The organism is Micromonospora haikouensis (assembly GCF_000876225.1).
Lineage (GTDB): Bacteria > Actinomycetota > Actinomycetes > Mycobacteriales > Micromonosporaceae > Micromonospora > Micromonospora haikouensis.
Window position 1 is genome coordinate 1,824,913 of record NZ_JXSX01000003.1, and the last position, 26,322, is coordinate 1,851,234.

At 75.3% G+C, this 26,322-nt stretch carries 29 protein-coding genes; 16 read left to right on the forward strand and 13 right to left on the reverse strand.

The window, feature by feature from the left end; genetic code table 11:
• Positions 1–40: 40 nt before the first annotated feature.
• From TK50_RS29080 to TK50_RS29110, 7 genes are all read left to right on the forward strand, one after another.
• Entirely contained in the window at positions 41–502 is a 462-nt protein-coding gene (locus TK50_RS29080; protein WP_043968727.1) for a cysteine dioxygenase, read from the forward strand.
• A gap of 38 nt (positions 503–540) precedes the next feature.
• On the forward strand, positions 541–1,038 hold the full coding sequence (locus TK50_RS29085) for a rhodanese-like domain-containing protein (protein ID WP_043968728.1): 498 nt from the start codon (positions 541–543) through the stop codon (positions 1,036–1,038).
• Positions 1,039–1,090: 52 nt separating this feature from the next.
• Positions 1,091–1,798, forward strand: coding sequence for a winged helix-turn-helix domain-containing protein (locus TK50_RS29090; protein ID WP_043968730.1), 708 nt, complete (start codon positions 1,091–1,093; stop codon positions 1,796–1,798).
• 331 nt (positions 1,799–2,129) lie between these two features.
• The gene (locus tag TK50_RS29095) at positions 2,130–2,735 is read left to right on the forward strand and encodes a winged helix-turn-helix domain-containing protein (protein ID WP_043968732.1); all 606 of its coding nucleotides are present in this window, start codon (positions 2,130–2,132) and stop codon (positions 2,733–2,735) included.
• Positions 2,736–2,817: 82 nt separating this feature from the next.
• Complete coding sequence (locus TK50_RS29100) at positions 2,818–3,456, forward strand: nucleoside/nucleotide kinase family protein (protein ID WP_043968733.1); 639 nt, start codon at positions 2,818–2,820, stop codon at positions 3,454–3,456.
• Between the two features lie 187 nt (positions 3,457–3,643).
• Complete coding sequence (locus tag TK50_RS29105) at positions 3,644–4,042, forward strand: TraR/DksA family transcriptional regulator (protein WP_043968735.1); 399 nt, start codon at positions 3,644–3,646, stop codon at positions 4,040–4,042.
• A 50-nt stretch (positions 4,043–4,092) separates the two neighbouring features.
• The gene (locus TK50_RS29110) at positions 4,093–4,968 is read left to right on the forward strand and encodes a DUF72 domain-containing protein (RefSeq protein WP_043968737.1); all 876 of its coding nucleotides are present in this window, start codon (positions 4,093–4,095) and stop codon (positions 4,966–4,968) included.
• A 294-nt stretch (positions 4,969–5,262) separates the two neighbouring features.
• Here the strand turns inward: TK50_RS29110 and TK50_RS29115 are convergent, their stop codons facing one another.
• On the reverse strand, positions 5,263–5,505 hold the full coding sequence (locus tag TK50_RS29115; protein WP_043968738.1) for a hypothetical protein: 243 nt from the start codon (positions 5,503–5,505) through the stop codon (positions 5,263–5,265).
• A gap of 136 nt (positions 5,506–5,641) precedes the next feature.
• On the opposite strand from TK50_RS29115, the gene TK50_RS29120 reads away from it, so the two are divergent.
• Positions 5,642–6,265 (forward strand): hypothetical protein, encoded by a 624-nt coding sequence (locus TK50_RS29120; RefSeq protein WP_144420429.1) that lies wholly within the window; start codon positions 5,642–5,644, stop codon positions 6,263–6,265.
• A gap of 16 nt (positions 6,266–6,281) precedes the next feature.
• Here TK50_RS29120 and TK50_RS29125 read toward each other — a convergent pair whose 3' ends face one another.
• From TK50_RS29125 to TK50_RS29140, 4 genes are read right to left on the reverse strand one after another with little or no spacing between them, the layout of a single operon-like run.
• Positions 6,282–6,992, reverse strand: coding sequence for an ABC transporter permease subunit (locus tag TK50_RS29125; protein WP_043968740.1), 711 nt, complete (start codon positions 6,990–6,992; stop codon positions 6,282–6,284).
• A gap of 5 nt (positions 6,993–6,997) precedes the next feature.
• Positions 6,998–7,957 carry an ABC transporter ATP-binding protein gene (locus tag TK50_RS29130; protein ID WP_043968741.1) on the reverse strand — a complete coding sequence of 320 codons (960 nt, stop codon included), beginning with the start codon at positions 7,955–7,957 and terminating at the stop codon, positions 6,998–7,000.
• Positions 7,954–8,835 carry a hypothetical protein gene (locus TK50_RS29135; RefSeq protein ID WP_043968742.1) on the reverse strand — a complete coding sequence of 294 codons (882 nt, stop codon included), beginning with the start codon at positions 8,833–8,835 and terminating at the stop codon, positions 7,954–7,956. Before TK50_RS29135 ends, TK50_RS29130 begins: the two co-directional genes overlap by 4 nt.
• Positions 8,828–9,742 (reverse strand): ABC transporter ATP-binding protein, encoded by a 915-nt coding sequence (locus TK50_RS29140; protein ID WP_043968743.1) that lies wholly within the window; start codon positions 9,740–9,742, stop codon positions 8,828–8,830. The genes TK50_RS29135 and TK50_RS29140 overlap by 8 nt, the downstream gene beginning before the upstream one ends.
• A gap of 192 nt (positions 9,743–9,934) precedes the next feature.
• Here TK50_RS29140 and TK50_RS29145 point away from each other — a divergent pair, with 192 nt between their 5' ends.
• Positions 9,935–10,612: a hypothetical protein gene (locus TK50_RS29145; protein WP_052503996.1), complete on the forward strand. Its 678-nt coding sequence runs from the start codon at positions 9,935–9,937 to the stop codon at positions 10,610–10,612.
• Between the two features lie 347 nt (positions 10,613–10,959).
• On the forward strand, positions 10,960–11,388 hold the full coding sequence (locus TK50_RS29150; protein WP_043968744.1) for a DUF2267 domain-containing protein: 429 nt from the start codon (positions 10,960–10,962) through the stop codon (positions 11,386–11,388).
• On the opposite strand, the gene TK50_RS29155 is transcribed toward TK50_RS29150, so the two are convergent.
• The gene (locus TK50_RS29155; RefSeq protein WP_052503997.1) at positions 11,378–12,712 is read right to left on the reverse strand and encodes an MFS transporter; all 1,335 of its coding nucleotides are present in this window, start codon (positions 12,710–12,712) and stop codon (positions 11,378–11,380) included. The two genes, TK50_RS29150 and TK50_RS29155, sit on opposite strands and share 11 nt — an antisense overlap.
• A 210-nt stretch (positions 12,713–12,922) precedes the next feature.
• Between TK50_RS29155 and TK50_RS29160 the strand changes: the two genes are divergently transcribed.
• The 3 genes from TK50_RS29160 to TK50_RS29170 all read left to right on the forward strand — a co-directional run bounded on the left by TK50_RS29160 (position 12,923) and on the right by TK50_RS29170 (position 16,155).
• The gene (locus tag TK50_RS29160; RefSeq protein WP_043968747.1) at positions 12,923–14,410 is read left to right on the forward strand and encodes a glycoside hydrolase family 10 protein; all 1,488 of its coding nucleotides are present in this window, start codon (positions 12,923–12,925) and stop codon (positions 14,408–14,410) included.
• Positions 14,411–14,565: 155 nt separating this feature from the next.
• Positions 14,566–14,871: a hypothetical protein gene (locus TK50_RS29165; protein WP_043968749.1), complete on the forward strand. Its 306-nt coding sequence runs from the start codon at positions 14,566–14,568 to the stop codon at positions 14,869–14,871.
• Between the two features lie 9 nt (positions 14,872–14,880).
• Positions 14,881–16,155 (forward strand): cupin domain-containing protein, encoded by a 1,275-nt coding sequence (locus tag TK50_RS29170; RefSeq protein WP_043968751.1) that lies wholly within the window; start codon positions 14,881–14,883, stop codon positions 16,153–16,155.
• 14 nt (positions 16,156–16,169) lie between these two features.
• Here the strand turns inward: TK50_RS29170 and TK50_RS29175 are convergent, their stop codons facing one another.
• From TK50_RS29175 to TK50_RS29195, 5 genes are all read right to left on the reverse strand, one after another.
• On the reverse strand, positions 16,170–16,835 hold the full coding sequence (locus tag TK50_RS29175; RefSeq protein ID WP_043968752.1) for a hypothetical protein: 666 nt from the start codon (positions 16,833–16,835) through the stop codon (positions 16,170–16,172).
• Positions 16,832–19,516: an FtsK/SpoIIIE domain-containing protein gene (locus tag TK50_RS29180; RefSeq protein WP_043968754.1), complete on the reverse strand. Its 2,685-nt coding sequence runs from the start codon at positions 19,514–19,516 to the stop codon at positions 16,832–16,834. Before TK50_RS29180 ends, TK50_RS29175 begins: the two co-directional genes overlap by 4 nt.
• Entirely contained in the window at positions 19,509–20,552 is a 1,044-nt protein-coding gene (locus tag TK50_RS29185) for a hypothetical protein (RefSeq protein WP_229406889.1), read from the reverse strand. The genes TK50_RS29180 and TK50_RS29185 overlap by 8 nt, the downstream gene beginning before the upstream one ends.
• A gap of 9 nt (positions 20,553–20,561) precedes the next feature.
• Positions 20,562–20,822 (reverse strand): hypothetical protein, encoded by a 261-nt coding sequence (locus tag TK50_RS29190; RefSeq protein WP_007076395.1) that lies wholly within the window; start codon positions 20,820–20,822, stop codon positions 20,562–20,564.
• A gap of 280 nt (positions 20,823–21,102) precedes the next feature.
• Complete coding sequence (locus TK50_RS29195; RefSeq protein ID WP_043968756.1) at positions 21,103–21,480, reverse strand: PIN domain-containing protein; 378 nt, start codon at positions 21,478–21,480, stop codon at positions 21,103–21,105.
• Between the two features lie 276 nt (positions 21,481–21,756).
• On the opposite strand from TK50_RS29195, the gene TK50_RS29200 reads away from it, so the two are divergent.
• From TK50_RS29200 to TK50_RS29205, 3 genes are read left to right on the forward strand one after another with little or no spacing between them, the layout of a single operon-like run.
• The gene (locus tag TK50_RS29200) at positions 21,757–24,312 is read left to right on the forward strand and encodes an ATP-dependent Clp protease ATP-binding subunit (protein ID WP_043968758.1); all 2,556 of its coding nucleotides are present in this window, start codon (positions 21,757–21,759) and stop codon (positions 24,310–24,312) included.
• 17 nt (positions 24,313–24,329) lie between these two features.
• Entirely contained in the window at positions 24,330–24,503 is a 174-nt protein-coding gene (locus TK50_RS34255) for a hypothetical protein (protein WP_158229503.1), read from the forward strand.
• Positions 24,503–24,853, forward strand: coding sequence for a DUF3140 domain-containing protein (locus tag TK50_RS29205; protein ID WP_043968760.1), 351 nt, complete (start codon positions 24,503–24,505; stop codon positions 24,851–24,853). The genes TK50_RS34255 and TK50_RS29205 overlap by 1 nt, the downstream gene beginning before the upstream one ends.
• Before the next feature lie 97 nt (positions 24,854–24,950).
• Here TK50_RS29205 and TK50_RS29210 read toward each other — a convergent pair whose 3' ends face one another.
• Together TK50_RS29210 and TK50_RS29215 are read right to left on the reverse strand one after the other, a co-directional pair.
• On the reverse strand, positions 24,951–25,187 hold the full coding sequence (locus TK50_RS29210; protein WP_043968761.1) for a hypothetical protein: 237 nt from the start codon (positions 25,185–25,187) through the stop codon (positions 24,951–24,953).
• Positions 25,188–25,206: 19 nt separating this feature from the next.
• Entirely contained in the window at positions 25,207–26,220 is a 1,014-nt protein-coding gene (locus TK50_RS29215; protein ID WP_043968762.1) for a LysR family transcriptional regulator, read from the reverse strand.
• Positions 26,221–26,322: the final 102 nt, after the last annotated feature.

Here is a 26,322-nt window from a genome sequence, read left to right on the forward strand (position 1 = left end):
TGGTGGTCGCACGCTCCGCACCGATCCCGTGAGGTCCCGCATGGTAGTCAGCCGCCGTCCCGAGCCCGACCTGCTCGCCGTCGCCGCCCGGTACGCCGCCGACCCGGCCGGCTGGCCGGTGCCGCTGCGCTTCCATCCCGAACACCGGTGGTACGCGCGCCTCGCGGTCGCCGCCGACCACGAGGTCTGGGCGCTGAGCTGGCTTCCCGGCCAGGGCACCGACCTGCACGACCACGGCGGCTCCTCCGGGGCCTTCCTGGTCGTGGACGGCGTCCTCACCGAGGAGACCGTCAGCGGCGGCCGGCTGCGCCCGCACCGCCTCGCCGCCGGCGCCGGCCGCCGCTTCGGCGCCCGCCACGTGCACGTGGTCACCAACCGCGACGACCAGCCGGCGGTCAGCGTGCACGTCTACCGTCCCGCGTTGACCCGGATGACCCGCTACCGCCTCGTCGACGGCCTGCTGCGGGTGGCCGAGGTCGCCGAGGCCGGCGTCGCGTGGTGACATCGTTGACCACCTCGACTCCCTGGAAGGACCCGACCATGCCGCACCACCCCGCCCGCGCCGAGAGCTGTCCACGTCCCGTGCCACCCCCCGGCTCCCGGGGCATCGACGAGATCCTCGCCGAGGCGCGCTCCCGGCTGCGGCGGCTCGACCCCGAGCAGGCGCACCTGGCGTACCGCGAGGGCGCCCTGCTGGTCGACATCCGGCCGGCCGCGCAACGCGCCGCGCACGGCACTGTGCCCGGCGCCCTGGCGATCGAGCGCAACGTGCTCGAGTGGCGCTTCGACCCCCGGTGCGCGGCCCGGCTGCCCCAGGCCGTCGGCTACGACGTGCCCGTGGTGGTGCTGTGCCAGGAGGGCTACACCTCCTCGCTCGCCGCCGCCGCGCTCCAGGACATCGGCCTGCATTGCGCCACCGACGTCGTCGGCGGCTTCGCGGCCTGGCGCATCGCCGGCCTGCCCACGCTCGGCCCCACGCCCCCGCCCCGTTCCCCGTCCGTCGCGCCGCCGGTGACCGCCGGCCGGGCGCACCACTGACCGCCGCGCCCCACCGGACGCGGCGGTCGGCACCGCCATCTGAGGAGGCACCATGTCCGTCGTCGCCATCTCCTCGCGCCCCCACCCGCCGGGCCGGGCCGAGCGGGCCCCCCAGTGCCGCCCCGACCGTGCGCCGGCAGGCCGGGTCGACCGGGTCCCGTCGCCGGGACACGCCCGGTCCGTGCCGACACTGACCGTCACCGTCGAACTCGCCCCCGGCCAGCTGACGCCCCGCCTCGCCCGGCTGGTCGAGCTGCTGGGGGAGCTGGCCGAGTCCGGCGAGGGCACGCTGCTGGCGGGCTCCACGGAACAGGGCCGCCGCGCACCGGAGCCGTGGGCCCCGGCGGAGCGCCGGCCCCGCCCGGTCGAGTTCCGGTCGGCGCAGGCCGACCCGGCGGGGCCGCGACCGCTCGTGCCCCGGGTCTCCGCCGCCGCCCCGCCGCCCCCCGAGGACCCCGAGGAGGTACGCATCCTGGCCGCCTCGCGGGTGGTGCGGCAGGGCCCCCGGGTCATCCCGCTGACCCGCATCGAATTCGACCTGCTGCACTTCCTGGCCGAGAACCCCCGCCGGGTCTTCACCCGGTTGCAGCTGCTCAGCAACGTCTGGGGCTACGAGCACGCCATCGCCCGCACCGTCGACGTCCACGTCCGACGGCTGCGCGCGAAGCTCGGCGCCGCCACCCCGTTGGTCACCACCGTCTACGGGGTCGGCTACCGGCTCGCCGACGAGGCGCGGGTCAGCGTCGACCCGCATCGCTGAGACGTCCGCCGCGCAGCCGGCGACGCGGCGCACCCCGGAACCGGGGTGCGCCGCGTCCGCGTGTCGGACGTCCGCGCCGCCTGGCCGGTCACCCTGCGGCCCGACCGCGAACGGCGGGCCGCGCGGGTACCCCCCCGTATCCCACGATCATGGTGACTCTGCTGTAATCATCAGGCCTCGTACGCAGAGCGAGCATCCGGCTCCGATGTGTTCGTCAATTGTCACATTCATGCAACGTAGCCGCCCCTTGACCGCCAGGTGGGCGCCGGGAAGCATCGATGCAGCGGCGTCCCGGGCCGTGGGGAGATACCCGGACCAGCCAAGGAGGACCATGTCGGTCAGCCCCGCATCGCCGCGCGCCGGATGGCATACGTCCCAACCCGCGGTTCCCGGTCGGCCCCCCGGCGGTCAGCGCCGTCCCGTCAACGGCACCACGCCCGTGCTCACCGTGACCCTCAGCATCCCGCTCGTGGCCGAGGAGACCCTGACCCCGGCGGCCCGCCGCCTTCTCGACGCCGCCCGCGAGATGCTGGAGCGGGGCGAGGGGGTCGTCACCGCCGGCCCCGCCCCCGAACGGCGGCCCGACCAGGTGCCCGCCGGGCGCACGCCGCCCCGCCCCCTGGCCCCGACCATCCCGGCGCTGCACATCCTTGCGTCGTCCCGGTCGGTGCTGCGCGACAACGAGCCGCTGCCCCTGACCCGGCTGGAGTTCGACCTCCTGCTGCACCTGGTCGCCCACCCCCGGCGGGTGTTCACCCGGCTGCAACTGCTCAACGCCGTCTGGGGCTACGAACACGCCGGGGTCCGCACCGTCGACGTGCACGTGCGCCGGCTGCGCGGCAAGGTCGGCGTGGACGTGCCGCTGGTCACCACCGTCTACGGCGTCGGCTACCGGCTCGCCGACGACGCCCGGGTGACCATCGACCGCAGCGGCTGACGACCCCACCGGCCGGGCCCGTCAGCGCCGGCCCCGCCGCCCGGCCCGCGTCGCGCGCCCGACGACCGGGCACGATGGTCGGATGCGCGTGCGCCCCATCACCCCCGAGCGGCTCGTCACCGAGCTGACCGAGCGGCTCGTCGCCGCCGACCCGCCCGGCCGGCTCCGCGTCGCGGTGGATGGCGCCCCGGCGGCGGGCCCCGACGAACTGGCCGCCGCGCTGGTCGACCCGCTGCGCGCCCTCGGCCGCCCCGTGCTGCACGTGCGGGCCGCGGACTTCCTCCGTCCGGCCTCCGTGCGGCTGGAGTTCGGCCGGACCAATCCCGACGCCTACTACGAGGGGTGGGTCGACGAGCCTGGCCTGCGCCGCGAGGTCCTCGACCCGGCGGGGCCCGGCGGCTCGGGCCGGATCCTGCCGTCCCTCTGGGACCCCCGCACCGACCGGGCCAGCCGGGCCGGCTACGTCACGCTGCCGCCCCACGGCGTCGTCCTCGTCAGCGGGGCGCTCCTGCTCGGCGGCGGGCTCCCCGTCGACCTCGCCGTGCACCTGGAACTCTCCCCGGCCGCCCTGGCCCGGCGCACCGACCCCGCGCTGCGCTGGACGCTGCCTGCCTTCGCCCGCTATGCCGAGGAGGTCGCCCCGGCCAGCTTCGCCGACGTGGTGGTGCGCGTCGACGACCCCCGCCGCCCCGCCCTCGTGGAGCCCGACGCCGCCCGGTGACCCCGGGCCGCACGCCCCCTGGGGCGCCGCCCCGGGAGGCGGGCTGGAGATTCCAGAATTCGGTGGTTTGGCGCGGCTGCACCCGGGGTAATCGCCCGGCTCACAGAGCGCGAGTGATCTCCACCCGCGTCACGCAGCGACCGGGCCGGGCACCACCCCGGCGCACAGCCAGGAAAGGCAGGCAGCGATGCTCGTCCACGACACGGTAGCCACCGGCCGATCGCAGGCGGACACCGACCAGATCCGGGCGTCCCTGCGGGCTCGCTACGAGGAGCTCTCCGCCGAGTACGAGCAGGCGGTGCTGCAGAGCCAGGTGCTGCGCCTGGTGGAGGTCGGCGACACCGCCGGCGACGACCAGGCCGACAGCGGCACCAAGACGGCCGAGCGGGACACCGCGCAGTCGCTGCTGCGCACCATCCTCGACCGCCGCGCCCAGTTCGAGCGGGCCCTGGGCCGGCTCGACGAGGGCACGTACGGCTTCTGCGAGGGCTGCTCGGCCCCGATCCCGGTGGAGCGGCTGGAAATCTTCCCCTCCGCCACCGCCTGCGTCACCTGCAAGCAGAGCCGGGAGCGGCGGGCCGCCTGAGGCGGCCCCCTCCGGTCGCCGGTCGGTAGCGGACGCGGTGCACTCCACCCATGGGTGAGATCAAGGTGGGCACCGCGTCCTGGACCGACCGGACCCTGCTCGACTCCGGGTGGTATCCGCAGACGGCGGACACCCCGGAGAAGCGGCTGTCGTACTACGCGAAGCAGTTCCCGCTGGTCGAGGTCGACGCCACCTACTACTCGCCGCCGGCCGAACGCACGGCGCGGCTGTGGGCCGAGCGCACCCCGGCCGGGTTCACCTTCAACGTCAAGGCGTTCAGCCTGCTGACCGGGCACCCGACGCGGGTCTCCGCGCTCTACAAGGACCTGCGGCCGGACACCGACAAGCGCAACGTCTACCCCGGCGACCTGCCCGCGCAGGCGTACGAGGAGGTGTGGACCCGGTTCCTGTCCGCCCTCGACCCGCTCGTCGAGGCGGGCCGGCTCGGCGCGCTGCTGTTCCAGTTCCCGCCGTGGTTCACCATCAAGCGGGACAACAAGCAGTACCTGCTGGAGGTGGCCCGCCGGTGCGCGCCCCTGCGGCCGGTGTTCGAGTTCCGGCACGCCTCCTGGTTCGCCGGGGACAACCGCGACGAGACGCTCGGCTTCCTGCGCGAGCACGAGCTGGCGTACGTCTGCGTGGACATGCCGCAGGGCCACCGCTCGTCGGTGCCGCCGGTGCTGGCGGCCACCGCCGACCTGGCCGTGGTCCGCTTCCACGGCCACAGTGCCAAGTGGACCAGCAAGGACATCCACGAGAAGTTCGGCTACGACTATTCCGACCGGGAACTGCGCGACTGGGCCCCGAAGCTGCGCACGCTCGCCGACGACGCGGGCGAGACCCACGTGCTCATGAACAACTGCTACCGGGACTACGCCCAGCGCAACGGCCAGCGCCTCCAGTCCCTCCTGGACGCCGGCCCCTGACGCGGGCCTGAGCTCTCGCGCGGGGGACCGGGTTCGAGATCGCGCTCAATCAGGGAATGAGTGCCCTCACGGGGGCGCGGAGGCCACTCTCTCCGCGATCGAGCACGATCTCTCCCGTGCTGCCCCGCCTCGACGCCGCCGGCCACGCCGCGAATAGGAGATCTTGGAAGCGGACGGCCCCTCCAGGGGCCGAAATCTTCCAAGATCTGCCCCGGTCACGGCTCGTCGCCGTAGGCGGTGCGCTTGCAGTCGCGGGGCACACGCTGTGTCTCTTCCCACGCCCCGGCAAGGGTCCTAGTCGGGCTCGACGCCGGCCTGGCGGAGGAGGGTGCGGATCCACTCGCGGGACAGGCCCGTGGCGGCGACGAGGTCCCGCATGCGGGTGCCGGCCCGTGCTTCCGCCACGATCGCTTCGCCGAGGTCTCGCCGCGCTTGACGCAGCGCGTCCTGGCTTGTGCGCACCTGAGCCTTGGCGGCGTCCACGGCGCTCTGGGCAGACCGGTAGGCCGCCGTCGCCGAAGCCAGATCCTGTGCCACGTCGTCACACTGTCACACCGGCGATCTTGGCCATTTTCCGGCCGAGAAACTGGCCAGCAAACTATCTATATGTTGGCCAGTAAGGCGGTATGGTGTCGGCATGGAGAGGTTGGGTTCGACAGGGGAGGTTCGGGTCGTGAGTGTGTTGCCGCCGTTGCCCGGGTGCGGGGAGTTGGCCACCGTCCGGATCGAGGTGTACGGGGCAGGCGGCCTCGACGCCGCCGCGTACGCGTGCGCCGGGCACGCGGCCCCGATCGTCGCGACGATCGAGGCCGCCGGGTGGTCCGCTTGTCCGGTGCCGCGCGTTCCCGAGTCGGGCCGGCCCTGCGGGCACGTCTACCGGTACCCGACCGGCGGGTTGGCCGACCCGCCCGGCGACGCCCATCCCCGCTGGTGCGACCGGGACGGCTGCGCCGCGAGACGACGGCACCGCTCCACGCGGCTCCCGCTGACGCCGCGCTCGCCGGAGCCGCCCGCCGGCTTCCTGGCCGCCGACGACCCGGCCGCCGAAGGCCTGGCCGCTAGAGCCCGAACCGAAGTCGCCGCCGACGTGGCGCTGGCGCAGGCGCTCGTGCCCGGCGCTGGCCCGGTGCTCGTGGTCGCCGTGGGTGGGGCCGAGCCCGGCGAGCTGATGTTCACCCTCGACCAGGGGCGGGTCCTGTCCTACCGGCTCCGCCGCCTGCTCGACCTGGCCGCCGCCACCCACGCCCGCCGCGCCGGCCCCGGGGTCCGCCCCCGCAACCGGCGCGGCTGCCCCTGACCGGGCAGGGGAGGGGTCAGCTCGTCTCGCCGGCCATGCTGAACGAGCGGAGCCGGTCGATCGCCAGCACGGTGAAGCCCACGCTGATCAGCGCGCTCATCACCGCCGCCACCGGCACCGACACGTCAGCCAGCAGCAGGTCCGTGGGGGCGATCCGGTCGGCGAGGGTGATCACGTACTGCTGGATGGAGAGCACCCGCGTGCCGCTCACGACGCTGCCGAGCAACCCCTCCCAGATCAGCACGTAGACCAGGCCGAGCAGCACCGGCCGGCGGGTGAGCAGGCTGAGCGCCAGGAACAGCGCCGAGTACGCCAACGCACCGACCGCCGACGCGGCGGCCAGCGCCAGGCCGAGCCGTGCGGAGTCGGCCAGCAGGCCGGCGGCGTAGAGCGGCAGGGCGACGGTGACGCCGGTGACGGCGGTGGCCACCGCCAGCTTGGGCAGCACGATCTGCCAGCGGGGCAGCGGCTTGGTCAGGATGTGCACGACCGTGCCGTCGTCGATCTCGGCGCCGAGCACGCCGGTGCCGACGATCAGGGCCACGACCGGGAGCACCACGGCCAGGCCGAGGCCGACCAGCACCGGCGGCCCCCAGTCGCGCGGGGTGACCCCGAGCCACCGGGAGAGCACCGCCAGGCCGACCAGCACCATGGGCAGCGGCAGCAGGAGGAGGAAGCGGCGACGCCCGAACAGCCCGCGCAGGGTGAGCCAGGAAACGGTAGACATGGGGTTCAGGCCTCCACCAGGTAGGAGAAGACGCTCTCCAGGGACTCGTCCTCGGGCACCAGCTGGCGCACCCGGACACCCTCCCGCAGGGCGATCTTCGGCAGCACGCGGGTGAACGCGCCGTAGTCGCCGGCGCGCACCGTCAACCCGGCGCGGCCCAGCTCGACGCCCGTCACCGACGCCTCGGCCATCAGCGCCACGGCGAGCGCCCGGTCGTCGGTGGAGCGCACGGTGAACACGTGCGGCCGGTTGGTCATCAGCCGGCGGATGGTGCGGAAGTCACCGGAGGCGGCCAGCCGGCCGGCGACCATCACCTGGACGGTGCCGGAGACCTGCTCGACCTCCTCCAGGATGTGCGAGCTGAACAGGATGGTGCGGCCGGCGTCGCCGAGGCGGTGCAGCAGCTCCATCATGTGCAGCCGCTGCCGCGGGTCCATCCCGTTGAACGGCTCGTCGAGCAGCAGCACCTGGGGCTCGTGCACCAGCGCGGCGGCCACCCGGGCCCGCTGCCGCATGCCCTTGGAGTACGTGCCGATCCGGCGGTCCTGCGCGCCCTCCAACTCCACCAGGGCGATCGCCCGGCGGGCCGCCGCGGCCGGCTCCGCCAGCCGGTGCAGCTTCGCGCTGGCCAGCACGAACTCGTACGCCGTGAGGTAGGTCTGCACCGCCTCGCGCTCGCTGACCAGGCCGAGCCGGCGGTAGACCTCGGGGTTGCGCCAGGTGGGCCGCCCGCCGAGGGTCACCACCCCGCGCGACGGGGCCAGGAAGCCCGCCATCATGTGCAGCAGGGTCGTCTTGCCCGCGCCGTTGGGGCCGAGCAGCCCGGTGACCCCGGGGCCGAGGCTCATGCTGACGTCGTTGACGGCCACCACGTTGCCGTACCAGCGGGAGACGCCCGCGAGGTCGAGGGCGCGGGTGGCGGCCGTGGGCGTCCCCGTCGCCGGGGCGGCGCTGGTCGTGGTCATCGGGCGGCCACCTTCCGGTATCGACGCAGCAGCAGGGCGACGCAGCCGGCCACGAGCAGCACGGCGGCGACCGCGTAGACGGGGCCGAAGCCGCCGATGGGGACTCCGCTCTGGCCCTCGAACGTCAGCAGGTCGCCGAGCGCCCAGGAGCCCACGCCGCCCACCAGCGTCGACGGCGAGGCGAGGAAGGCCAGCTCGTTGACCGTCCGCGACGGCATGACCGACAGGGTGCCGACGATCGGCGTGGTCATCAGGAACACGGCGACGATCCCACCGGCCGCGAACGCCCGCTTGCCGGTGAGGGAGGCGACCAGCAGCCCGACCGAGGCGAAGACCGCCGCCCACAGCCCGGCGTAGAGCAGGCTCGGCAGCAGGTCGAGCAGCTCCTCGGCGACGCCGCTCATGCCGTCGCCGGTGCTGAACGCGGCGCCAAGGAACATCACGAACTGCGGCCCGCCGAGCAGCAGCCAGAGCGCGGTCGCCAGCGCCAGCAGCTTGGCCAGCGGGTAGTCCGCGCGCGGCAGCGGCCGGGAGAAGTAGAGCGGCAGCACCCCGCTGCGCAGGTCACGGGAGACCAGTTCGGGCGCGGCCACCGCGACGAAGAAGATGACCAGCCAGCTCATGTTGTCGGCGAACTGGGCGTACGTCATCACCGCCTCGCCGATCTGGGCGCGGATGGCGGTGAGGGCGGCGGCGACCGCCGTGACGATGCCGACCACCAGCCACGGGAAGATCTTGGCCTTCGCGCTGCGCCCCAGGCCGAACGCCGTCCGCAGGCCGTGCAGGTAGAGCGCACCGAAGACGGCCCGGCGGCCCAGCCGGGGGCCGGTGTACCGCTGGTAGCCGATGTCGTGGATGACGCCGGTCGGCTCAGGCATGGCTGGGCTCCCTCGTGGCGAAGAGTTCGGCCACTCGGTGCCGGCGCTGGTCCAGCCGGTGCAGCGGCAGGTCCAGCTCGGCGACCGCGCCGAGGATCAGGTCGTAGGTGGCGTCGTCGACGAGTTCGACGAGCAGCAGCCGGCCGTCCCGGCGCACCGGCAGGCCGAACGCGCCCAGCCGGGCGGCCAGCTCCTCGGTGCCCTCGCTGACCTCCACGGCGAGCACGTCGGTCGCGGAGGTCATGGCGGAGATGTGGTCGGCGCGCAGCAGTCGCCCGCCGTCGATGGCGACGAGGGTGTCGCAGATCCGTTCCACCTCGCCGAGCAGGTGCGAGCAGACCAGCACGGAGATGCCGAACTCGGTGCCGATGCGGTGCACCAGCGTCAGCATCGCGTCCCGGCCGGCCGGGTCGAGGCCGTTGGTCGGCTCGTCGAGCAGCAGCAGGTCGGGGTCGTGCACGAGGGCCTGGGCGAGCTTGACCCGCTGCTTCATGCCGGTGGAGTAGCCGCCGACGGGGCGGTAGCGCTCCTCGTAGAGCCCGACGTGCCGCAGCGCCTCCGAGGCCCGTTCCCGGGCGACCGTGCGCGGCAGGCCGCTGATCCGGCCGAGGTGGGTGACCAGTTCCGCGGCGGAGAGGTCCGGTGGCAGGGCGTCGTGCTCGGGCATGTAGCCGACCCGGGCGCGCACCCGGGCGGAGTCGGTGGTCGGGTCGAGGCCGAGCACCCGGGCCCGGCCGCTGGTCGGGGTGAGGAGGCCGAGCAGGATCTTGATCAGGGTGGACTTGCCGGCGCCGTTGGCGCCGACCAGCCCGATGATGCCCGGTTCGACCGCGACGGTCAGGTCGGCCAACGCCGTGACCCCGCCCCCGTACGTCTTGGTCAGCGACTCGGTCGCGATGAGTGTCACGCCGTACAGCGTAGGGACCGGGGGTCGCCTGTGGCCGGCGGCCCGTCCCGGGTGGATCCCTGAACTTCCTGGCCGGCTACCCCTAGGGTCCCGGGCCGACGTGGGCGGCATCAGCCCGGCAGCGGACTATCGACTAGGGCCAGCGGAGAAAGCTACGCTGCGACCGAACTTTCGTCGGCCCGAGGAGAAGTCGTGTCGCGCCGTACCGGCAAGCCCTCCTACCTGCTGGCGGCGTCTGACACGCGCCGCCGCAGCAAGGCCCGTCTGGCCGCCGTCGTGGCGGCGATCGGGCTCACGGGCGTTCTCGTGGGCGGTGCCACCGGCTACACGGCCAGCCGACCGGACGGCGTCGAATCGGCTGTGGCGGACATGCGCAGGGCCGAGGTGGAGCGTGACACCCAGCAGGTGGCCGAGCTGACGACGACGGCCCGACGCCTTCGTGACGAGATCTCTCCCATTCTCGGCGCCATCCGGGCGGCTCCGTCGGACGGTGGGCAGCCGGGCCCGGAGCAGGCCCGCCAGTGGCGACAGACCCTGCTTCGGGCCGCGGAGCCGTTCGCCAACCCTCCGTCGGGCACCACCGCCACCAACGTGGCGCGCGCAGGGCTGCAGGGCGCTGTGGAGCAGGCGTCCCTGGCTGTCGAGTCGTATCTCCTCGCTGTCACCGGGCCGCCGACCCAGCGGGGCGCTCTGACGGAGCTGGCGAAACGACAGGCGGCGCAGGCGGTGGCCGCTTGGTCGGTCGCGGCCACCCAGCTCGATCAGGTCAACATCGACACCGGCCAGGGCCACCAGCACGTCCACCTGGACGCCGGTCCGGGCGACGACGCCTTCGCCCCCGACGGCGCGGCGGAGGGCTCCGGCGGCTGACCGTTGCCCGTGCCCTGCGAGCTGCCGGCGGCCGGTCTCACCCCCACGGGGTGAGGCGGCCTCACCCGGGCGGGGCGCAGGGTGGGCGGTGTGCGTGGCCCGTCGGTGGGCCACCCGAGCTGGGTAGGGGGTGCGCACGATGACGGTTCGGGACGTGCCGGATCGACGGCGCGGCGGCGTGTTGCACGTGGTCGGGTCGGCCGGCGACCGCCCGCGCGCGGTGGCGCGGCCCGGTCGGGTCAGCCCCGTTCGGCATTGGCGCGGCCCGGCCGGACCGCCGCGCCGCGAAGACGACCGACGGTGAGGGTCACCGACACCGGACACGACCGACCTACGGGGGTGGGCAGATGGCTGAGCAGCTGATCTCGGCGTTCGAGAGTTCGCTGGACAAGACCAACCTGATCCTGAAGGACATCGAGGCGGCGTACGGCTGGCCGAAGGAGCAGCGCAACCAGTCGTACGGGGCCCTGCGCACGGTGCTGCACCTGCTGCGCGACCGGATGCCGGTGCAGGAGAGCGTGGAGTTCGCCGCGCAGTTGCCGGTGCTGCTGCGGGGCATCTACTTCGACGGCTGGCAGCCGTCGGACGTGCCGATCAAGCTGAACCGGGACGACTTCCTCTACGAGGTCCGCCAGGGCTTCCCGTACGACGTCGAGGGCGGCCCGGAGCGCGTGGTCCAGGTGGTGCTGGACACCCTGCGCCGGCACGTCACCCAGGGGGAGTGGGACGACGTCCGCTCCACCATGCCCCGCGACCTGGCCCAGCTCATTCCCTGACGCCCGGACGCCGGCCGGCCGATCCCGACAGGGGTCGGCCGGCCCCGTCGGCTCCGGCGGCGGTGCCCGGGTCGGGTGGGCGGGTGGACGGGCGACCGTCGACGGTGAGGCCGTGCAGCACCGCCACTGCGGCCAGCGGGAACAGGGCGGCGACGGCGAACCCCGGCCCGAAGCCCAGCCCCGCCACGGCCAGCCCGAACAGCGGCGGGGTGGCCGTGGCGGCCACGTTCTGCAGCACGGTCTGTGCGCTGGTCGCCCGACCCGCCCAGCTCGCCGGGGCCACGTCCGCGACGGCCGCGTACGCGACGCCGTGCCAGCTGACCGTGGCGATGAGGGCGACCAGCAGCAGCGGGGCCGCCGGCGGGGCGTGCAGCGTCTCGGCCACGGCGAGGGCCCCGAGGGCGGCGGCGGTGCCGGCGGCGATGACCCGCAGCGGCCGGAGCCGCTGGGCGGACCGGTCCGACCAGCGGCCGGCGAGCACCCGCGCCGCCGCCGCGACGAGCTGCGCCCCCGCGATCAACGGCCCGGCGGTACGCACCGGCCAGCCGCGTTCGGTGACGAGGTAGTCCAGCGCGTACGCGCCGACGACGAACTGCGCCACGACCAGCAGGGCGCTCGCCCCGTGCACCCGCCACAGCGTCGGCGACCGGTACGGCGACCGCGCGTGGGTCGCGCCGGCACCGGAGCCTGGCGAGGCGGCGGGCTCTGCGGTGGTGGGCGAGCCACTGGCGGGCGAGGCGGCGGCGGTCCGGCCGGCGGTGGGCCTCGGCCCGTCGACCAGCAGCAGGGCGGCCACGATCCCGGTCAGCGCGGAGACCGCGGCGGCGACCAGCAGCGCCAGCCGGGGGCCGCCGGAGTCGGCCAGCACCGGCAGGACCGCCGAGGCCGCCGCCACGCCCAGCGGCTGCGACGTCTGCCGGATGCCCATCGCCAGGCCCCGCTCGCCGGGCGCGAACCAGCCGGTCACCACCCGGCCGCTGGCGGCGTACACGGCGGAACCGGCGGCCCCGGCGAGGGCCAGGAGCACGAACAGGGCCGGCCCGGCGGCGGAGGCGGCCCCGGCCAGGAACGCGGCCCCGCCGGTCAGGCCCAGGCCGATGACGAAGCGCTCGCCCCGCCGGTCGGCCAGGACGCCCCAGCCGATGAGGGCGAGCACCATGCCGAGGCTGGGGCAGGCCACCAGCAGGCCCAGCTCCCACAGCGGCAGGTCGGTGGTGCGGCGTAGCGCGGGCAGCAGGAACGGCAGCCCGTACAGGTAGAGGGTGCCTGCGGTCTGCGCGGCGGTGCCGATGCCGAGCATGACCCACCGGCGGGAGTCGGCCATGGCCAGAGGCTAGCTGCCATCCCGATATGAGAGACGATTATCTTGCTATCTGGGAAGCCGGTCCGGGCTCGGCAGTGGCCCTTCGCCGGGCGCCGCATGCGGCGGGCCGGTCGGTTGACGACGGGTGTCGATGCTGACAGGATGTCGGGAGCGCTCCCATCGTCTCGTCGTCGCCGTGGCTGGCGACCCGTAACGAAGGACAGGGAACGCATGCGCATCCACCACCACATCGGTCGGCGCACCAGGTCGGGCCTGCTGGCCGGCCTGCTCGCCGCCACGAGCGCGCTCGCCATGGGCATCGCCGTCGCCCAACCCGGCACCGCCGAGGCCGCCGCCAGCCTGAGGAGCCTCGCCGACGCCAAGGGCCGCGACATCGGCTTCGCCCTGGACCCCAACCGGCTCTCCGAGAGCCCGTACAAGCAGATCGCCGACGCCGAGTTCAACCTCGTCGTCGCCGAGAACGCGATGAAGTGGGAAGTCACCGAGCCCAACCGCAACCAGTTCTCCTTCGGGCAGGGCGACGCGGTCGTCAACTACGCCGTGGGCAGCAACAAGAAGGTGTACGGCCACACCCTCGTCTGGCACAACCAGATGCCCGGCTGGACGTCGAACCTCTCCGGCTCCGACCTGCTCGCGGCGATGAAGAACCACATCGCCGGGGTCGCCGGCCACTACAAGGGCAAGGTCTTCGCCTGGGATGTCGTCAACGAGGCGTTCGCCGACGGCGGCTCCGGCGGACGCCGCGACAGCATCCTCCAGCAGCGCATCGGCAACAGCTGGATCGAGGAGGCGTTCCGCGCCGCCCGCGCCGCCGACCCGGACGCGAAGCTGTGCATCAACGACTACAGCACCGACGGGATCAACGCCAAGAGCACCGCGATCTACAACCTGGTGAAGGACTTCAAGTCCCGGGGCGTGCCGATCGACTGCGTCGGCTTCCAGGCGCACCTGATCATCGGGCAGGTCCCCGGCGACATGCAGGCCAACCTCCAGCGCTTCACCGACCTCGGCGTCGACGTGCGGGTCACCGAGCTGGACATCCGGATGTCCACCCCGGCGAACTCCTCGAAGCTGGCCACGCAGGCCGCCGACTACAAGAAGGTCATGAACATCTGCCTCGCCGTGGCCCGGTGCCAGGGCGTCACCGTCTGGGGCATCACCGACAAGTACTCCTGGATCCCGGGGACCTTCCCCGGTGAGGGCGCCGCGCTGATCTGGGACGAGAACTACGCGCCGAAGCCCGCGTACCAGGCGGTCGCCGAGGCCCTCGGCAGCGGCACCACCCCGACCACGCCCGCACCGACCACGCCGGTCCCGACCACCCCCGTGCCCACCACGCCCGCGCCCACCACGCCGGCCCCGACCACGCCCGCCCCGAACGGCAGCTGCACGGTGACGTACGTGCCGAACTCCTGGGGCAACGGCTTCACCGCCGAGATCCGGATCCGCAACGACGGCCCCGACCCCGTCAACGCCTGGAGCTTCGGCTTCTACTTCACCGCCGGGCAGCAGGTCACCAACGCCTGGAACGCCACCGTCAGCCAGTCCGGCACCCAGGTGCTGGCCCGCAACGCCAGCTACAACGGTGCCGTGGCCGTCGGCGGCACGGTGAGCTTCGGCTTCCAGGGCACCCACACCGGGTCCAACCCGTCGCCTACCAGCTTCACGTTCAACGGCAAGGTCTGCGCCAACGGCTGACCGCCCGCGTCCCGCCGGCACACCGGGCGAACCGGACGTGCCGGCGGGACGCGCCGTCTACGGTGGGGTTAGAGAAGATCGTGCCGGGGGTACCACCCGTCGCACGACGAACCCCCGCCGCGCGGCGGGGCGGGAACTTGGCGAGGGAGCACCGCATGGCACTCAACGACGACGACATCCAGACGACCAGCGGCGGCGGCCTGGAGGGCCCGGCCGACGGCGGTGCCACCCCCGGTCAGCAGGACGGCGGTGCCGACGGTGGCGCGGAGGGTCCGGCTGACGGCGGGGCCACCCCGGGCCAGCAGGACGGCGGTGCCGACGGCGGTGCCGAGGGCCCAGCCGACGGCGGCGCGACCCCGGGTCAGCAGGACGGCGGTGCCGACGGTGGCGCGGAGGGTCCGGCTGACGGCGGGGCCACCCCGGGCCACCGGGACGGCGGTGCCGACGGCAGCGCCGTCTGACGCCTCGCGATGACGATCACCGACCCGCCGGGCGGCCACGGCCGCCCGGCGGTCCCGGCTGCCGCCGCCCGCGCCCTCGCGCGCTGCGTCGCCGTCGAGCCGGGCAAGTTCGCCGCCGCCCACTGGGGCCGGGCGCCGCTGCTGTCCCGCGCCGCCGAGCTGCCCAACGCCGACGGCTTCACCGACCTGCTCGGCCCCGCCGACGCCGACGAGCTGCTCAGCCGGCGCGGGCTGCGTACCCCCTTCCTGCGCATCGCCAAGGACGGCCAGCTCGTGCCGGCGGCACGCTGGACCGGCGGCGGCGGCGCGGGCGCCGAGATCGGCGACCAGGTCCTCGACGAGCGGGTCCTGGAGCTGTACGCCTCCGGCGCGACCCTCGTGCTCCAGGGCCTGCACCGCACCTGGCCCGCCCTCATCGACTTCGCCCGCGACCTCGGCACCGCCCTCGCGCAGCCGCTGCAGGTCAACGCCTACCTGACCCCGGCCGGCAGCCAGGGCTTCGCCACCCACTACGACACCCACGACGTCTTCGTGCTCCAGGTCGACGGGCGCAAGCACTGGCGCATCCACCCGCCGGTGCTGCCCGACCCCCTCGAACGGCAGCCCTGGGGCGGCCGGGCCGACGAGGTCTCCGCGACCGCCCAGGGGCCCGCCGCGCTCGACGTGGTCCTCGAACCGGGCGACGCGCTCTACCTGCCGCGCGGCTGGCTGCACAGCGCCCAGGCCCAGGAGACCAGCTCCCTGCACCTGACCGTCGGCATCCGGGCCCTGACCCGGTACGCCATCGTCGAGGAGCTGCTGGCCCTCGCCGCCGCCGATGCCCGGCTGCGCGCCGGCCTGCCGTTCGGCACCGACGTGGCCGACCCCGACGCGATCGAGCCGGAGCTGACCGAGACCGTCGAGGCGCTGCGGGACTGGCTGCTGCGCGCCGACCCGGCGGCCGTGGCCGCGCGGCTGCGCCAACGCGCCTGGCCGGCCGCCCGTCCCGCCCCGATCCGGCCCCTGGCCCAGGCTGCCGCGCTCGCCGCCGTCGCCGCCGACACCCGGCTCGCGCCCCGGCCGGGACTGCGCTGGCGGCTCGACCCGACCGGGGACGACAAGGTCGCGCTGCGCCTGTTCGACCGGGTGCTCACCCTGCCCGCCGGCTGCGAGCCGGCGCTGCGCGCGCTGCTCACGGGCGCGGTGAGCCGGGTCGGCGACCTGCCCGGTCTCGACGACGACGCCGACCGGGTCGTCCTCGCCCGCCGCCTGCTGCGCGAGGCGATCGCGGTTCCTGCGGAGTAAGGAAGGGCACCTTCTCAGCGGGCGAGGACCAGCAGCACCCCGGTCGTCACCAGGCCCGCCACCAGGACGACCGTGACCGGCCGGGGCGACAGCACCGCGTGCCGACGGTCCGCGAGCCGCTTGGCCAGGGCCAACCCGACCAGCGGGCCGAGCAGGGTCACCACCAGCGCCAACACCGGCAGGCCCACCGCCAGGTCCCCGCCGTTGCGGGCCCCCAACACCCGGGCACCCAGGCCGAGCGCGAACATCAGCGCCGCGCCCACCACCCCGCACAGCGCCAGCAGCGGGTTCGCCGAGGCGGGCAGCTCGCCGGGCTGCCGGGTGCGGTCCAGCAGCCCGCGCACCCCGTGCAACAGCAGCAGCGGGTCGCCCGAGGCGTCCCGGGCCGGGCCGGGCGGGTCGCCGAGCCGGCGGGCACCCGCGCCCAACCGGGCCCGCAACTGCTGCCACAGGTGGGCCGCCTCGGCGTCCACCCGCTCCACCAGCTCGCGGGCGTCGGCCGCCTCCCGCTCGGCCTCGCGCAACTGCTCGGCGGCCTCGGCGACGGCCCGCTCGGCGGCGGCGCACTGCTGCTCGTGCCAGGCGTGGGCCTCGGCGCGCTGGGTGCGCACCCGGTCGGTCAGCTCGGCCAGCCGCCGCACCTGCGCCGCGTACGTCTCACTGGTCACCGGTTCGTTCACGCCGACGGTCCGTAGGGGATGATGACCTGCCCGGTGCGGTGCGCCGCCCGGTCGAAGAAGAGCCCCCGCCACGGCCGGGGATACCAGTCGGGGCCGCCGCTGCCCGGGTACAGCGACGAGCCCAGCTCGCCGCCCTGCACGTCGAGGGCCACCCACGCGCCGATCTGGTCGGTGCGGGCGGCCGGCCCGCCGAGGTCGACCCGCATCCGGGCCACGCCGCGCCACCAGGCCAGCACGTGGGTGCGCCGCTCCGGGCCGTCGTGCAGGATGCGCCGCAGGTGCTCCAGCCCGGTGCGCCCGCCGACCCGTGCGGCCAGCCGCCCCGCCGCCGCGTCGACCGCGTACAGCAGCAGGTAGTGCGGGGTGGCGGGGGTGCCCGGCCGGTCCAGGGCCGCCGCCGTCTCGGCCATCAGCTCCGGTACGGTCTCGTCGTCGTACCAGGCGGCGTCGTCGGCCAGGTCGGCGTAGAGCTCCCGGGCGGCCGGGTCGGCGTCGGGGTCGAGGCAGGCGATGGAGTACCGGGCGGTGCCGGGGCGGTGCTGGCGGGCCAGCGACCGGGCGGCGGCGTCCAGCACGGCGCACGCCTCGTCGACGCGGGTGCCCAGCACGGCGAGGTTACGCCCGGGCGCCCGGGGCAGCCGCAGCGCCGCCGAGCGGGCCTGCACGTCGATGATCTCCCCGAGCAGGGCCACCGGGCTGCGCGGCACCCCGTCGCCCTCGGGCGGGGTGAGCGCCCGGAAGTCCGGGGCGTCGGCGAGCCGGGGGATCGCGTCGCCGTCGAAGAGCCGGGCCGGCTTCGCGTCGGCGGGGCGCATCCGCCACAGCCGGTGCTGCAGCTCGCTCCACGCGTCCCAGTCGCTGGCCGACGGGATGCGCGCCACCTCGTTGCCCTCGACCAGGCCCGACTCGGCGTTGACCACCGCGTGGTGGCGGGGCAGGGACTGGGCGGCGTCGTTGCGTTCGGCGAGGATGCGCAGCGCCTTGGGCAGCGCGATGCGCAGGGTGAACTGGGCGACCAGCGCCGGCCGCCCCCACAGCGCCTCGATGCCGCGCACGTCCTGCGAGGCCAGCACCAGGTGGATGCCCTGGGAACGGCCCCGGCGGGCCAGGTCTTCGAGCAGGTCGGCGGCCTCCCGGGCGACCACGTCCCGGCCGGCCAGCAGCGCCTGGAACTCGTCGACCACCGCGACGATGCGGGGCCAGTGCCCGGTCGGGTCGACCGCCCGCAGCTCGGCGAGCTTGGTCACCTCGTGCTTCTTCGCCGCGTCGGCGCGCCGACGCAGCTCCTCGGCGAGGAACCGCAGCAGCGCCAGCCCGAACTCCCGGTCGGTGTTGACGTTGATCCCGACGAGCCGCATGTGCGGCAGCCAGCTCGGGTCCCGCCGGCCCTGGGCGAACCGGGCGAAGGACACCCCCTCCTTGAAGTCGAGCAGGTAGAACTCCAGCTCGGCGGGGGAGTAGCGGGAGGCCAGCGCCCCGATCCAGGCGAAGATCAGGTTGGTCTTGCCGGTGCCGGACGGCCCGCCGATCAGCGCGTGCGGCGGGTAGTCGCCGAGATTGAGCAGCACCGGGCGGCCGTGCGGGCCCTCGCCGATGGGCGCGGTCAGCCCCGTCGAGGAATCCTCCCGCCACATCTGCTCCGGCGGCGGCAGCAGGTCGGTGAACGGGGCCGGCGGGGGGCCGGCGTTGACCCGGGCGGCGACCTGCCGGCACGTCTCGGTGACCAGCGTGGCCGGCGGCGGCGGGTCCAGGGTCACCGGCAGGCCGGGCGGGCCGCCCACCCGGGCGCCGTCGGGGCCCACCACGACCCGGGTCACCGTCGGGTCGTCCGGCACCGGCACGCCGCGTACGACCAGGTGCACCCCGCACGCCGCGCCGGTGCGTACGACCCGGTCGAGCTGGCCGCGCTCGTGCCGGGACAGCTCGTCGCCGCCGAGCAGCACCGCCACCCGCCACGGCTCCGGACGGCGGCCGGTCGCGGCGGCCAGCTCCCGCAGCGAGCGGTATTCCCCGGCGAGCACGGTCTCGTTGATCCGGCGGATCTGCTCCACCAGGTCGTCGAGCAGCCGGCCCAGCCCGCCCGGGCCGACGAAGGTGAGCAGCCCGGCGGTGCCCAGCGGGGCGAAACCGGCCAGCCCCCCGCCGAGGTGCTCCGGGTCGTAGCCGAACAGCCGCACCGCGCCCGGGTCGGCCCGACCCAGGCTGCGCAGCAGCAGCGCCGGCACCACGGCAGCCCCGCCGTCGGCCCCGTCCCCGCTCAGGTGCACGTGCCCGGCGTCGAGCAGCGGCACCAGCGCCGGCACCGGCTCCGCGCCGGGGATGCGCACGGTGCCGACGCGTACGGCGCCGGGGGTCTCGCCGCGACCGGCCGGCGTCGCGGTCCACTGCGCCCAGTCGGCGCTGGCCGCGCCGGGCGCCTCGCGGCGGGCGGCGTCGACGGCCCGGCGGGCCAGCTCGGCGATCCGGGCGGTGTGCCGGGCGTCGATCTCGGCGAGCCGCCGGTCCCGCTGCGCCCCCACCTTCTCCGGCACGGCCGCCGCGGCGTGCTGCACCCTGGCCAGCCGGTCCCGGGCGGCGGCCAGCTCGGCGTCGGCGACGGCGAGCCGGTGCCGGGTGGCGCCCAGCGCCTCGGAGAGCATGCCCCGCACCCGGGTCACCAGCTGGGCGCGGCGGTCAGCCATCGGACCCCCGGCCGGCGCGCCCGGTGGGCGGCGCGGGCCGCACGGGGGGCAGGCCCTGCGCGGCCCGCTCCCGGGCGGCGCGCTCGCGGTCCGCCCGCTGCCGCGTCGCCTCGTCCCAGGCGTCGCGTTCGGCCTCGCGACGCTTCTGCTGCGCGGGCCCGCTCTCCTTGTCGGCCTGCCCCTCGTCGTGGGGCAGGTCCTTGCCGAGGCGGGCCAGCAGCACGGCGGTGACCACGCCGGCGGTGACGGCCGCGTCGGCGGCGTGCGGCTGCTCCTCGCCGCTGCCGCGCGGCGGCGGGGGCATCCGGCAGACCCGGGTCAGCAGCGTCTCCAGCACCGGCGGGGGCAGCCCGGGCAGCAGGTCGCGCACCCGGCCGTCCAGCTCCCGACGCAGCCGGGGCAGGTCGTCGGCGCGGGGCGGGTGCCCGAGCAGCTCCCCGGCCAGCTCGCGCAGCAGCGGCGGGGCGAGCGCGGCCAGGCCGAGGCCGACGTCGGCGTGTGCGGCGCGCAGCTCGCGGTGCAGCCGGTCCCGGTCGCCGCCACGGACCCCGTCGGCGACCCGGCGCAGCAGCTCCCGGGAATCGCCGATCCGCTCGTCCGGCTCGTCCGGCGCGCCCTCCCGGCCGCCGGTCAGCTCCGCTACCCGCACCGCCCACCAGCGGCGCAGCACCGGGTTGTCGTCGCGGGCCGGGGGCGGTCCGTCGCCGGCGGCGGGCGGCGCGTCGCGCGGGGCGTCGTGCACCTGCCGGTCGCCGGCCGGGCGGGCCGGCGGCGCGCCGTCGGGGGCCAGGCCGATGGCCGAGAGGTACGTCGACAGTTGCTCCTGGGCCACCCGCAGCGCGTGCCCGGCGGACTCGGCGTGCTCGACGGCCGCGGACAGCTCCGGCACCCCCATCGGGTTGGCCGACTCCTGCCGCACCCAGCGCAGCCGCTCGGTGGCCTGACCGAACTTCTCCAGCGCGAGGGCGAGCTGGGCCAGCGGGAACTCCTCCGCGGCGGCCCGCACCTGGGCCCCGACGTCCTCGATGATGGACACGCCCGCCCCTTACAGGGTCGAGACGTAGAGTTGCGCCTGCTCCACCGCGACGAGGGTCGCCGCGAGGCATTCCTCCAGCTCCTGGCTGGCCTGGGTCAGTGACGCCTGCGCCGCCTCGACGGTCTCGTGCCCGCTGCCCTCCAGCGCCCCGGCCAGTGTCTGCTGCGCCTCGGCCAGCTTCTCACCGGCCGCCTGCACCGCGGTCTGCCCGTCGCCGATCTGTTGGAGGGCGACATCGATGGCTGCCTTCAGCTCGGCGACGCTCGCCACGGGGACCTCCTGGGGGCGGGGAGATCTCCATTACAACCCATCCCCCGTGGGGAGAGAACATCCGCCCTGTCGGTGTTGCTGCCCGGCTGTCCGATTACGTCACTGACGTGCGCAAACCCCGCCCGAATGTCTCGTCCGCGCGTCACCCGATCCCACCCACAGGACTCACCCCCCTCGGCCGGGCGTCCGGTGATCAAGAGGTTTGCGTCACCGTCGAGATCAACCCTGACACTTTTCTCTTGATCACCGGCCGGGGTGGGTGGGTGGGGTGGGGTGGGGGTCAGGTGGGGAGCCAGCGGGGGCCCTGGACCTCGGCGCCCAGCGCGCCCACCCGGGAGCGCAGCTCACGGTCGGCGGTGACCACGAGGCGGCGGCGGCCCGGGGCGGCCCCGACGAGGCCGACGATGGTGTCGTCGCCCGACCCCGGGGCGGCGACCACCCGCACGCCCGGCACGGCCGGGACGCCCCGCGCGGCGCCCTCCACCACCAGCACCACCTCCGCCGGCCCGGGCAGGTGCGGCGGGACCCCGGACTCGGCCAGCGGGACGAGGGCGTCGCGCAGCCGGGCGGTGGCCCCGGCCCGGTCCCGCCACCACCCGTCGGGGCGCGAGCCCACCACGTTGGCGGCGTCCACGATCAGCAGCGGCGTCGGCTCCATGCCCCCAGCCTGCCACCGCCGTGCGGTCGTCCCCGCCCGGCCCGCCGGGGCACCCGCCCGCGTCGCCGCCCCGGTGCCGGCCCGCCGCCCCGTGCCCCACGCCTCCTCCCCGTGCCGCCCCGTGCCCTGCGCCTCCTCCCGCTCTGCTCCCGCCCGGCCCGTCCGGCCCGTCCCCGCCTCCGGCCGCGTTTGTCGCGCCGGCCGCCGGGTAGCCACCGCCGACCGTGCCGGCGGCGACCGCACCGGCGAGCGTGCCCGACCCGCGGGAGGACAACGATGATGGGACCCGGCGACCTCGGCTCCGACCCGTGGGACGAGTTCCTGGCCCGGTACTTCGGCCGGGGCGAGGGGGGACGCCGGCCGGCGCACCGGGTCGACATCACCCGGCTGATGACCGCCGACGCCCGGGAGATGCTCGCCGACGCGGCCCGCCGGGCGGCGCAGCGGCACAGCAACGACCTCGACACCGACCACCTGCTCTGGGCGGCGTTGCAGCGCGACGCGCTGCGCGACCTGGTACGCCGGGCCGGCGCCGACCCGGACGCCCTGGTCAACGCCCTCGGCGGGCGCGGCGAGGGCAAGCCCGGGGGGGAGGTGCCGCCGAACCTGTCCCTGACCCCGGCCGCGAAGCGGGCGCTGCTCGACGCCCACCAGCTCTCCCGCGCGATGGGCGCCAACTACATCGGCCCCGAGCACATCCTGATGGCGCTGCCGCTGAACCCGGAGTCGCCGGCGGGCCGGATGCTGGCCGCCGGCCGGATCCAGCCCGAGTCGTTGCAGGCGGCCAGCGCCGAGCGCGGCCCGATGTCCGGCCCGAAGCCCGACCACGGCACCCCGACCCTCGACCAGTACGGCCAGGACCTCACCGAGCTGGCGCGCAACGACCAGATCGACCCGGTGATCGGGCGGGCCGCCGAGATCGAGCAGGCCGTGGAGATCCTGTCCCGGCGGACGAAGAACAACCCGGTGCTCATCGGCGAGGCCGGCGTCGGCAAGACCGCGATCGTGGAGGGCCTGGCCGAGCGGATCTGCGACGGCGACGTGCCGCAGACGCTGATCGGCAAGCGGGTGGTGCAGCTCGACCTGGCGGGCCTGGTCGCCGGCACCCGTTACCGGGGCGACTTCGAGGAGCGGCTCAAGAAGGTCATCGAGGAGATCCGCGCCCACCGCGACGAGCTGATCATCTTCCTCGACGAGATCCACACCCTGGTCGGCGCGGGCGGGGCGGGCAGCGAGGGCGGCATGGACGCGTCCAACATGCTCAAGCCGGCGCTGGCCCGCGGTGAACTGCGGGTGATCGGCGCGACCACCCTGGACGAGCACCGCCGCAGCATCGAGAAGGACGCCGCGCTCGCCCGCCGGTTCCAGCCGGTGCTGGTGCCCGAGCCCACCGTCGAGGACACCGTCGCCATCCTGCGCGGCCTGCGGGACCGTTACGAGGCACACCACCAGGTCCGGTTCACCGACGAGGCGCTGGTCGCCGCCGCCGAGCTGTCCGACCGGTACGTCACCGACCGGTACCTGCCCGACAAGGCCATCGACCTGATCGACCAGGCCGGGGCCCGGGTGCGGCTGCGCAACCGCACCCCCGCCTCCGACGTGCGGGAGCTGGAGCAGCAGCTCGACGAGGTACGCCGGGACAAGGAGCAGGCGGTCGCCGACGAGCAGTACGAGCGGGCGTCGGCCCTGCGCGACCGGCTCGCCGAGCTGGAGGCGCAGATCAGCCGGGCCAAGGGCGACGACGGCAGCGGCTCCCAGGTCCCGGCCGTCGGCCCGCAGGAGATCGCCGAGGTGGTGTCCCGGGCCACCGGCATCCCGGTCGCCCAGCTCACCGAGGAGGAACGCGACCGGCTGCTGCGCCTGGAGGGGCACCTGCACCAGAAGGTCGTCGGCCAGGACGACGCGGTCGGCGCGGTCGCCGAGGCGGTGCGCCGCTCCCGCACCGGGCTGGCCGACCCGAACCGGCCGATGGGCAGCTTCCTCTTCCTCGGCCCCACGGGCGTGGGCAAGACGGAGCTGGGCCGGGCCCTGGCGGAGGCGCTGTTCGGCGAGGCCGACCGGATGATCCGGCTGGACATGAGCGAGTTCCAGGAGCGGCACACCGTCGCCCGGCTCGTCGGCGCGCCCCCCGGCTACGTCGGCTACGAGGAGGCCGGCCAGCTCACCGAGGCGGTGCGCCGCCGCCCGTACGCGGTGGTGCTGCTCGACGAGATCGAGAAGGCCCACCCCGACGTGTTCAACATCCTGCTCCAGGTGCTCGACGACGGCCGGCTCACCGACAGCCAGGGCCGGACGGTGAACTTCAAGAACACCGTACTGATCATGACGAGCAACCTCGGTTCGGAGCTGATCACGGGCGCCCAGCGGGCCGTGGGCTTCGGCGCGGGCGAGCCCGGCACCGAACGGGAGAGCGACGAGCTGCGCGATCGGCTGATGCGTCGGCTCCAGGAGAACTTCCGCCCGGAGTTCCTCAACCGCATCGACGAGGTGATCATCTTCCGGCGGCTGGAGCAGCAGCAGCTGCGCCAGATCACCGAGCTGCTGCTGGAGGAGACCCGCCGCCGCCTGCACGCCCAGGACATCGACGTCGCGTTCACCGTCGCCGGGATCGACTGGCTCGCCGAGCACGGCTACCAGCCGGAGTTCGGGGCCCGCCCGCTGCGCCGGGTGATCCAGCGCGAGGTGGACAACCGGCTGTCCCGGATGCTGCTGGAGAGCGCCGTCTCGCCCGGGCAGCGGGTCACCGTGGACGCCCGCGACGGCGCGCTGGCCTTCGAGGTGGGCGCCGGCGACCGGGGCTACACCGCCGCCACGACGTCCCACCCCCGGTGAAGGGGCGGAGGCCGCAGATGACCGAGCCCGAGGAGGCCGCCGAGGAGGCCGGGACCGACCCGGACCGCAGCGAGCCGATCGAGGCACCGCCGACGGCCAACCCCGCGCGGGTGCGGGTGCCGCCGGAGGGCCTGGGTTCCCACACCGGCGATCCGGAGCCGTCCGGGCCGCCGCCCGGAGAGGAGGCGTGATGGTACGCGAGGCGCGACTCGATCCCGAGGTCGAGGTGCTCTGGGAGGACTTCCACGCCGAGGTGAACGTGACCTCCGAGCAGCTGCGCAGCTGGCTGCTGACCCGCGGCTCCGGCACGGAGTCGTTCGGGGCGGGGCCCGACCTCGACCTGCCCGAGCCGGGCCGGCAGATCCTGGCCGTGCTGCGCAAGCGCAAGGTCGACCTCACCCGCGAGGACATCGAGGTGATGCGGGAGGCGGTCGACCGGATCCGGTCCCTGACCGCCGCCCGCCCGGCCGACGGCGTCGCCGACGACGAGTGGCGGCGTGCCCTGCTCGACCTGGGCCACGACGCCCTCGTGGAACGCTGACCTCCCGCCCGTCGGCCCGCCGGGCCCGCGTGCGACGGCCCGACCGGTGAAGGCCCCGCTGCCCGGCGACGGCGGCGGGGCCTCGGCCGGGCCGGGCTCACTCCGATTCCATGCTGCCGATCTGCAGGCCGAAGGCATCGGCGGCGGCCTGGCGTTCCCCGCGCGCCCGCTCCTCCCGGCTGAGCAGTGTGGCGTACTCGGTCACGTCGGCGGGGCCGGGGACCTCGGGCAGGCGGCGCAGGAACGCCTCCACGTCCCGGGCGGCGGCGCTGTGCGCGGCGGCCGCCACGCGCAGGGTCTCCCGGTCGTCGGCGGTCGGTTGGGCATCGGTCATGGGCCCGTGATACCCACCGTCAGGCGGTTCGCACCCCGGAACCGGCGCCCCCGGCGAGCGGCCCGGCCGGTGCCGACCGGCGTACCCCGAAGTCGGGGTGCCGCAGCAGCCAGGCCAGGTAGTCGGGGTGCGTGGCGAGCGAGTCGTCGTACACGGCCACCGCCGCCTCCAGCACCTCCTCGGCGAAGCTCGCGCCGGCCGAGTCGGGGTGCCAGCCCAGCAGCAGCCGCCAGCGCAGCGGCGCCCCGGCCAGCCGGCGGGTCACCAGGCCGGGGACCGGGCGGAAGGTGGCCTGGCACAGGGCCACCGCCGCGCCGGCCTCCACCAGGTCGATGCAGCCGCGCACGTCGGCCTCGTACACCTTGCGGGGGGTGAAGCCGGCGCGGGCGCAGGCGGCGGCGAAGCAGTCGCCGAAGCAGCCGTCGCCGGGTGCGGCGACCCACTGCTCGGCGCGCAGGTCCACCAGCCGCACCTCGTCGTGGTCGGCCATCGGGTGCTGCTCGGGCAGCAGCACCTGCACCGGCTCCAACGCCACCTCCCGCCAGGTCAGCCCGTACCCGGCCGGCGGAACGGCGTCGCCGCAGACCCCGACCAGCGCGTAGTCCAGCCGGCCGCCGCCGACGAGCTGGGCCAGCTCGTCGGCGGACCAGGAGGCGTACGTGGTGATCTGGGCCTGTGGGTGCGCGGCGGCGAGCCGGTGCACCAGGCGGCCGAGGATGGGGCTGTTCACCCCGCCGAAGCGGTACCGGGCGGGGGTCGGGCCCGCGCCGGCCAGCCGGGCCGCCTCGTCCTGGAGGCCCTGCATGGCCGGCAGCAGCACCCGGGCCCGGGCCAGCACCAGCTCGCCGAGCGCGGTGGGCCGGGCGCCCCGGCGGTCCCGTTCGAACAGCGGCCCACCGAGTGCCCGCTCGATGCGTTGGAGCTGGGCGGTCAGCGCCGGCTGGGCCAGGCCGAGCGTGGACGCCGCCTTCGTCACGCTCCCCGTCTCCGCGATGGCGCAGACCACCCGCAGGTGTCTCAGCTCCAGATTCATACGGTGACGGTATGACCACGGAAGGATCGATGGAAGGGCTCTGGCGGATAGGAGTTGGCCAATGTCTATTGGTGACCGCCCGGTATCCGGTCGGTGACCCCG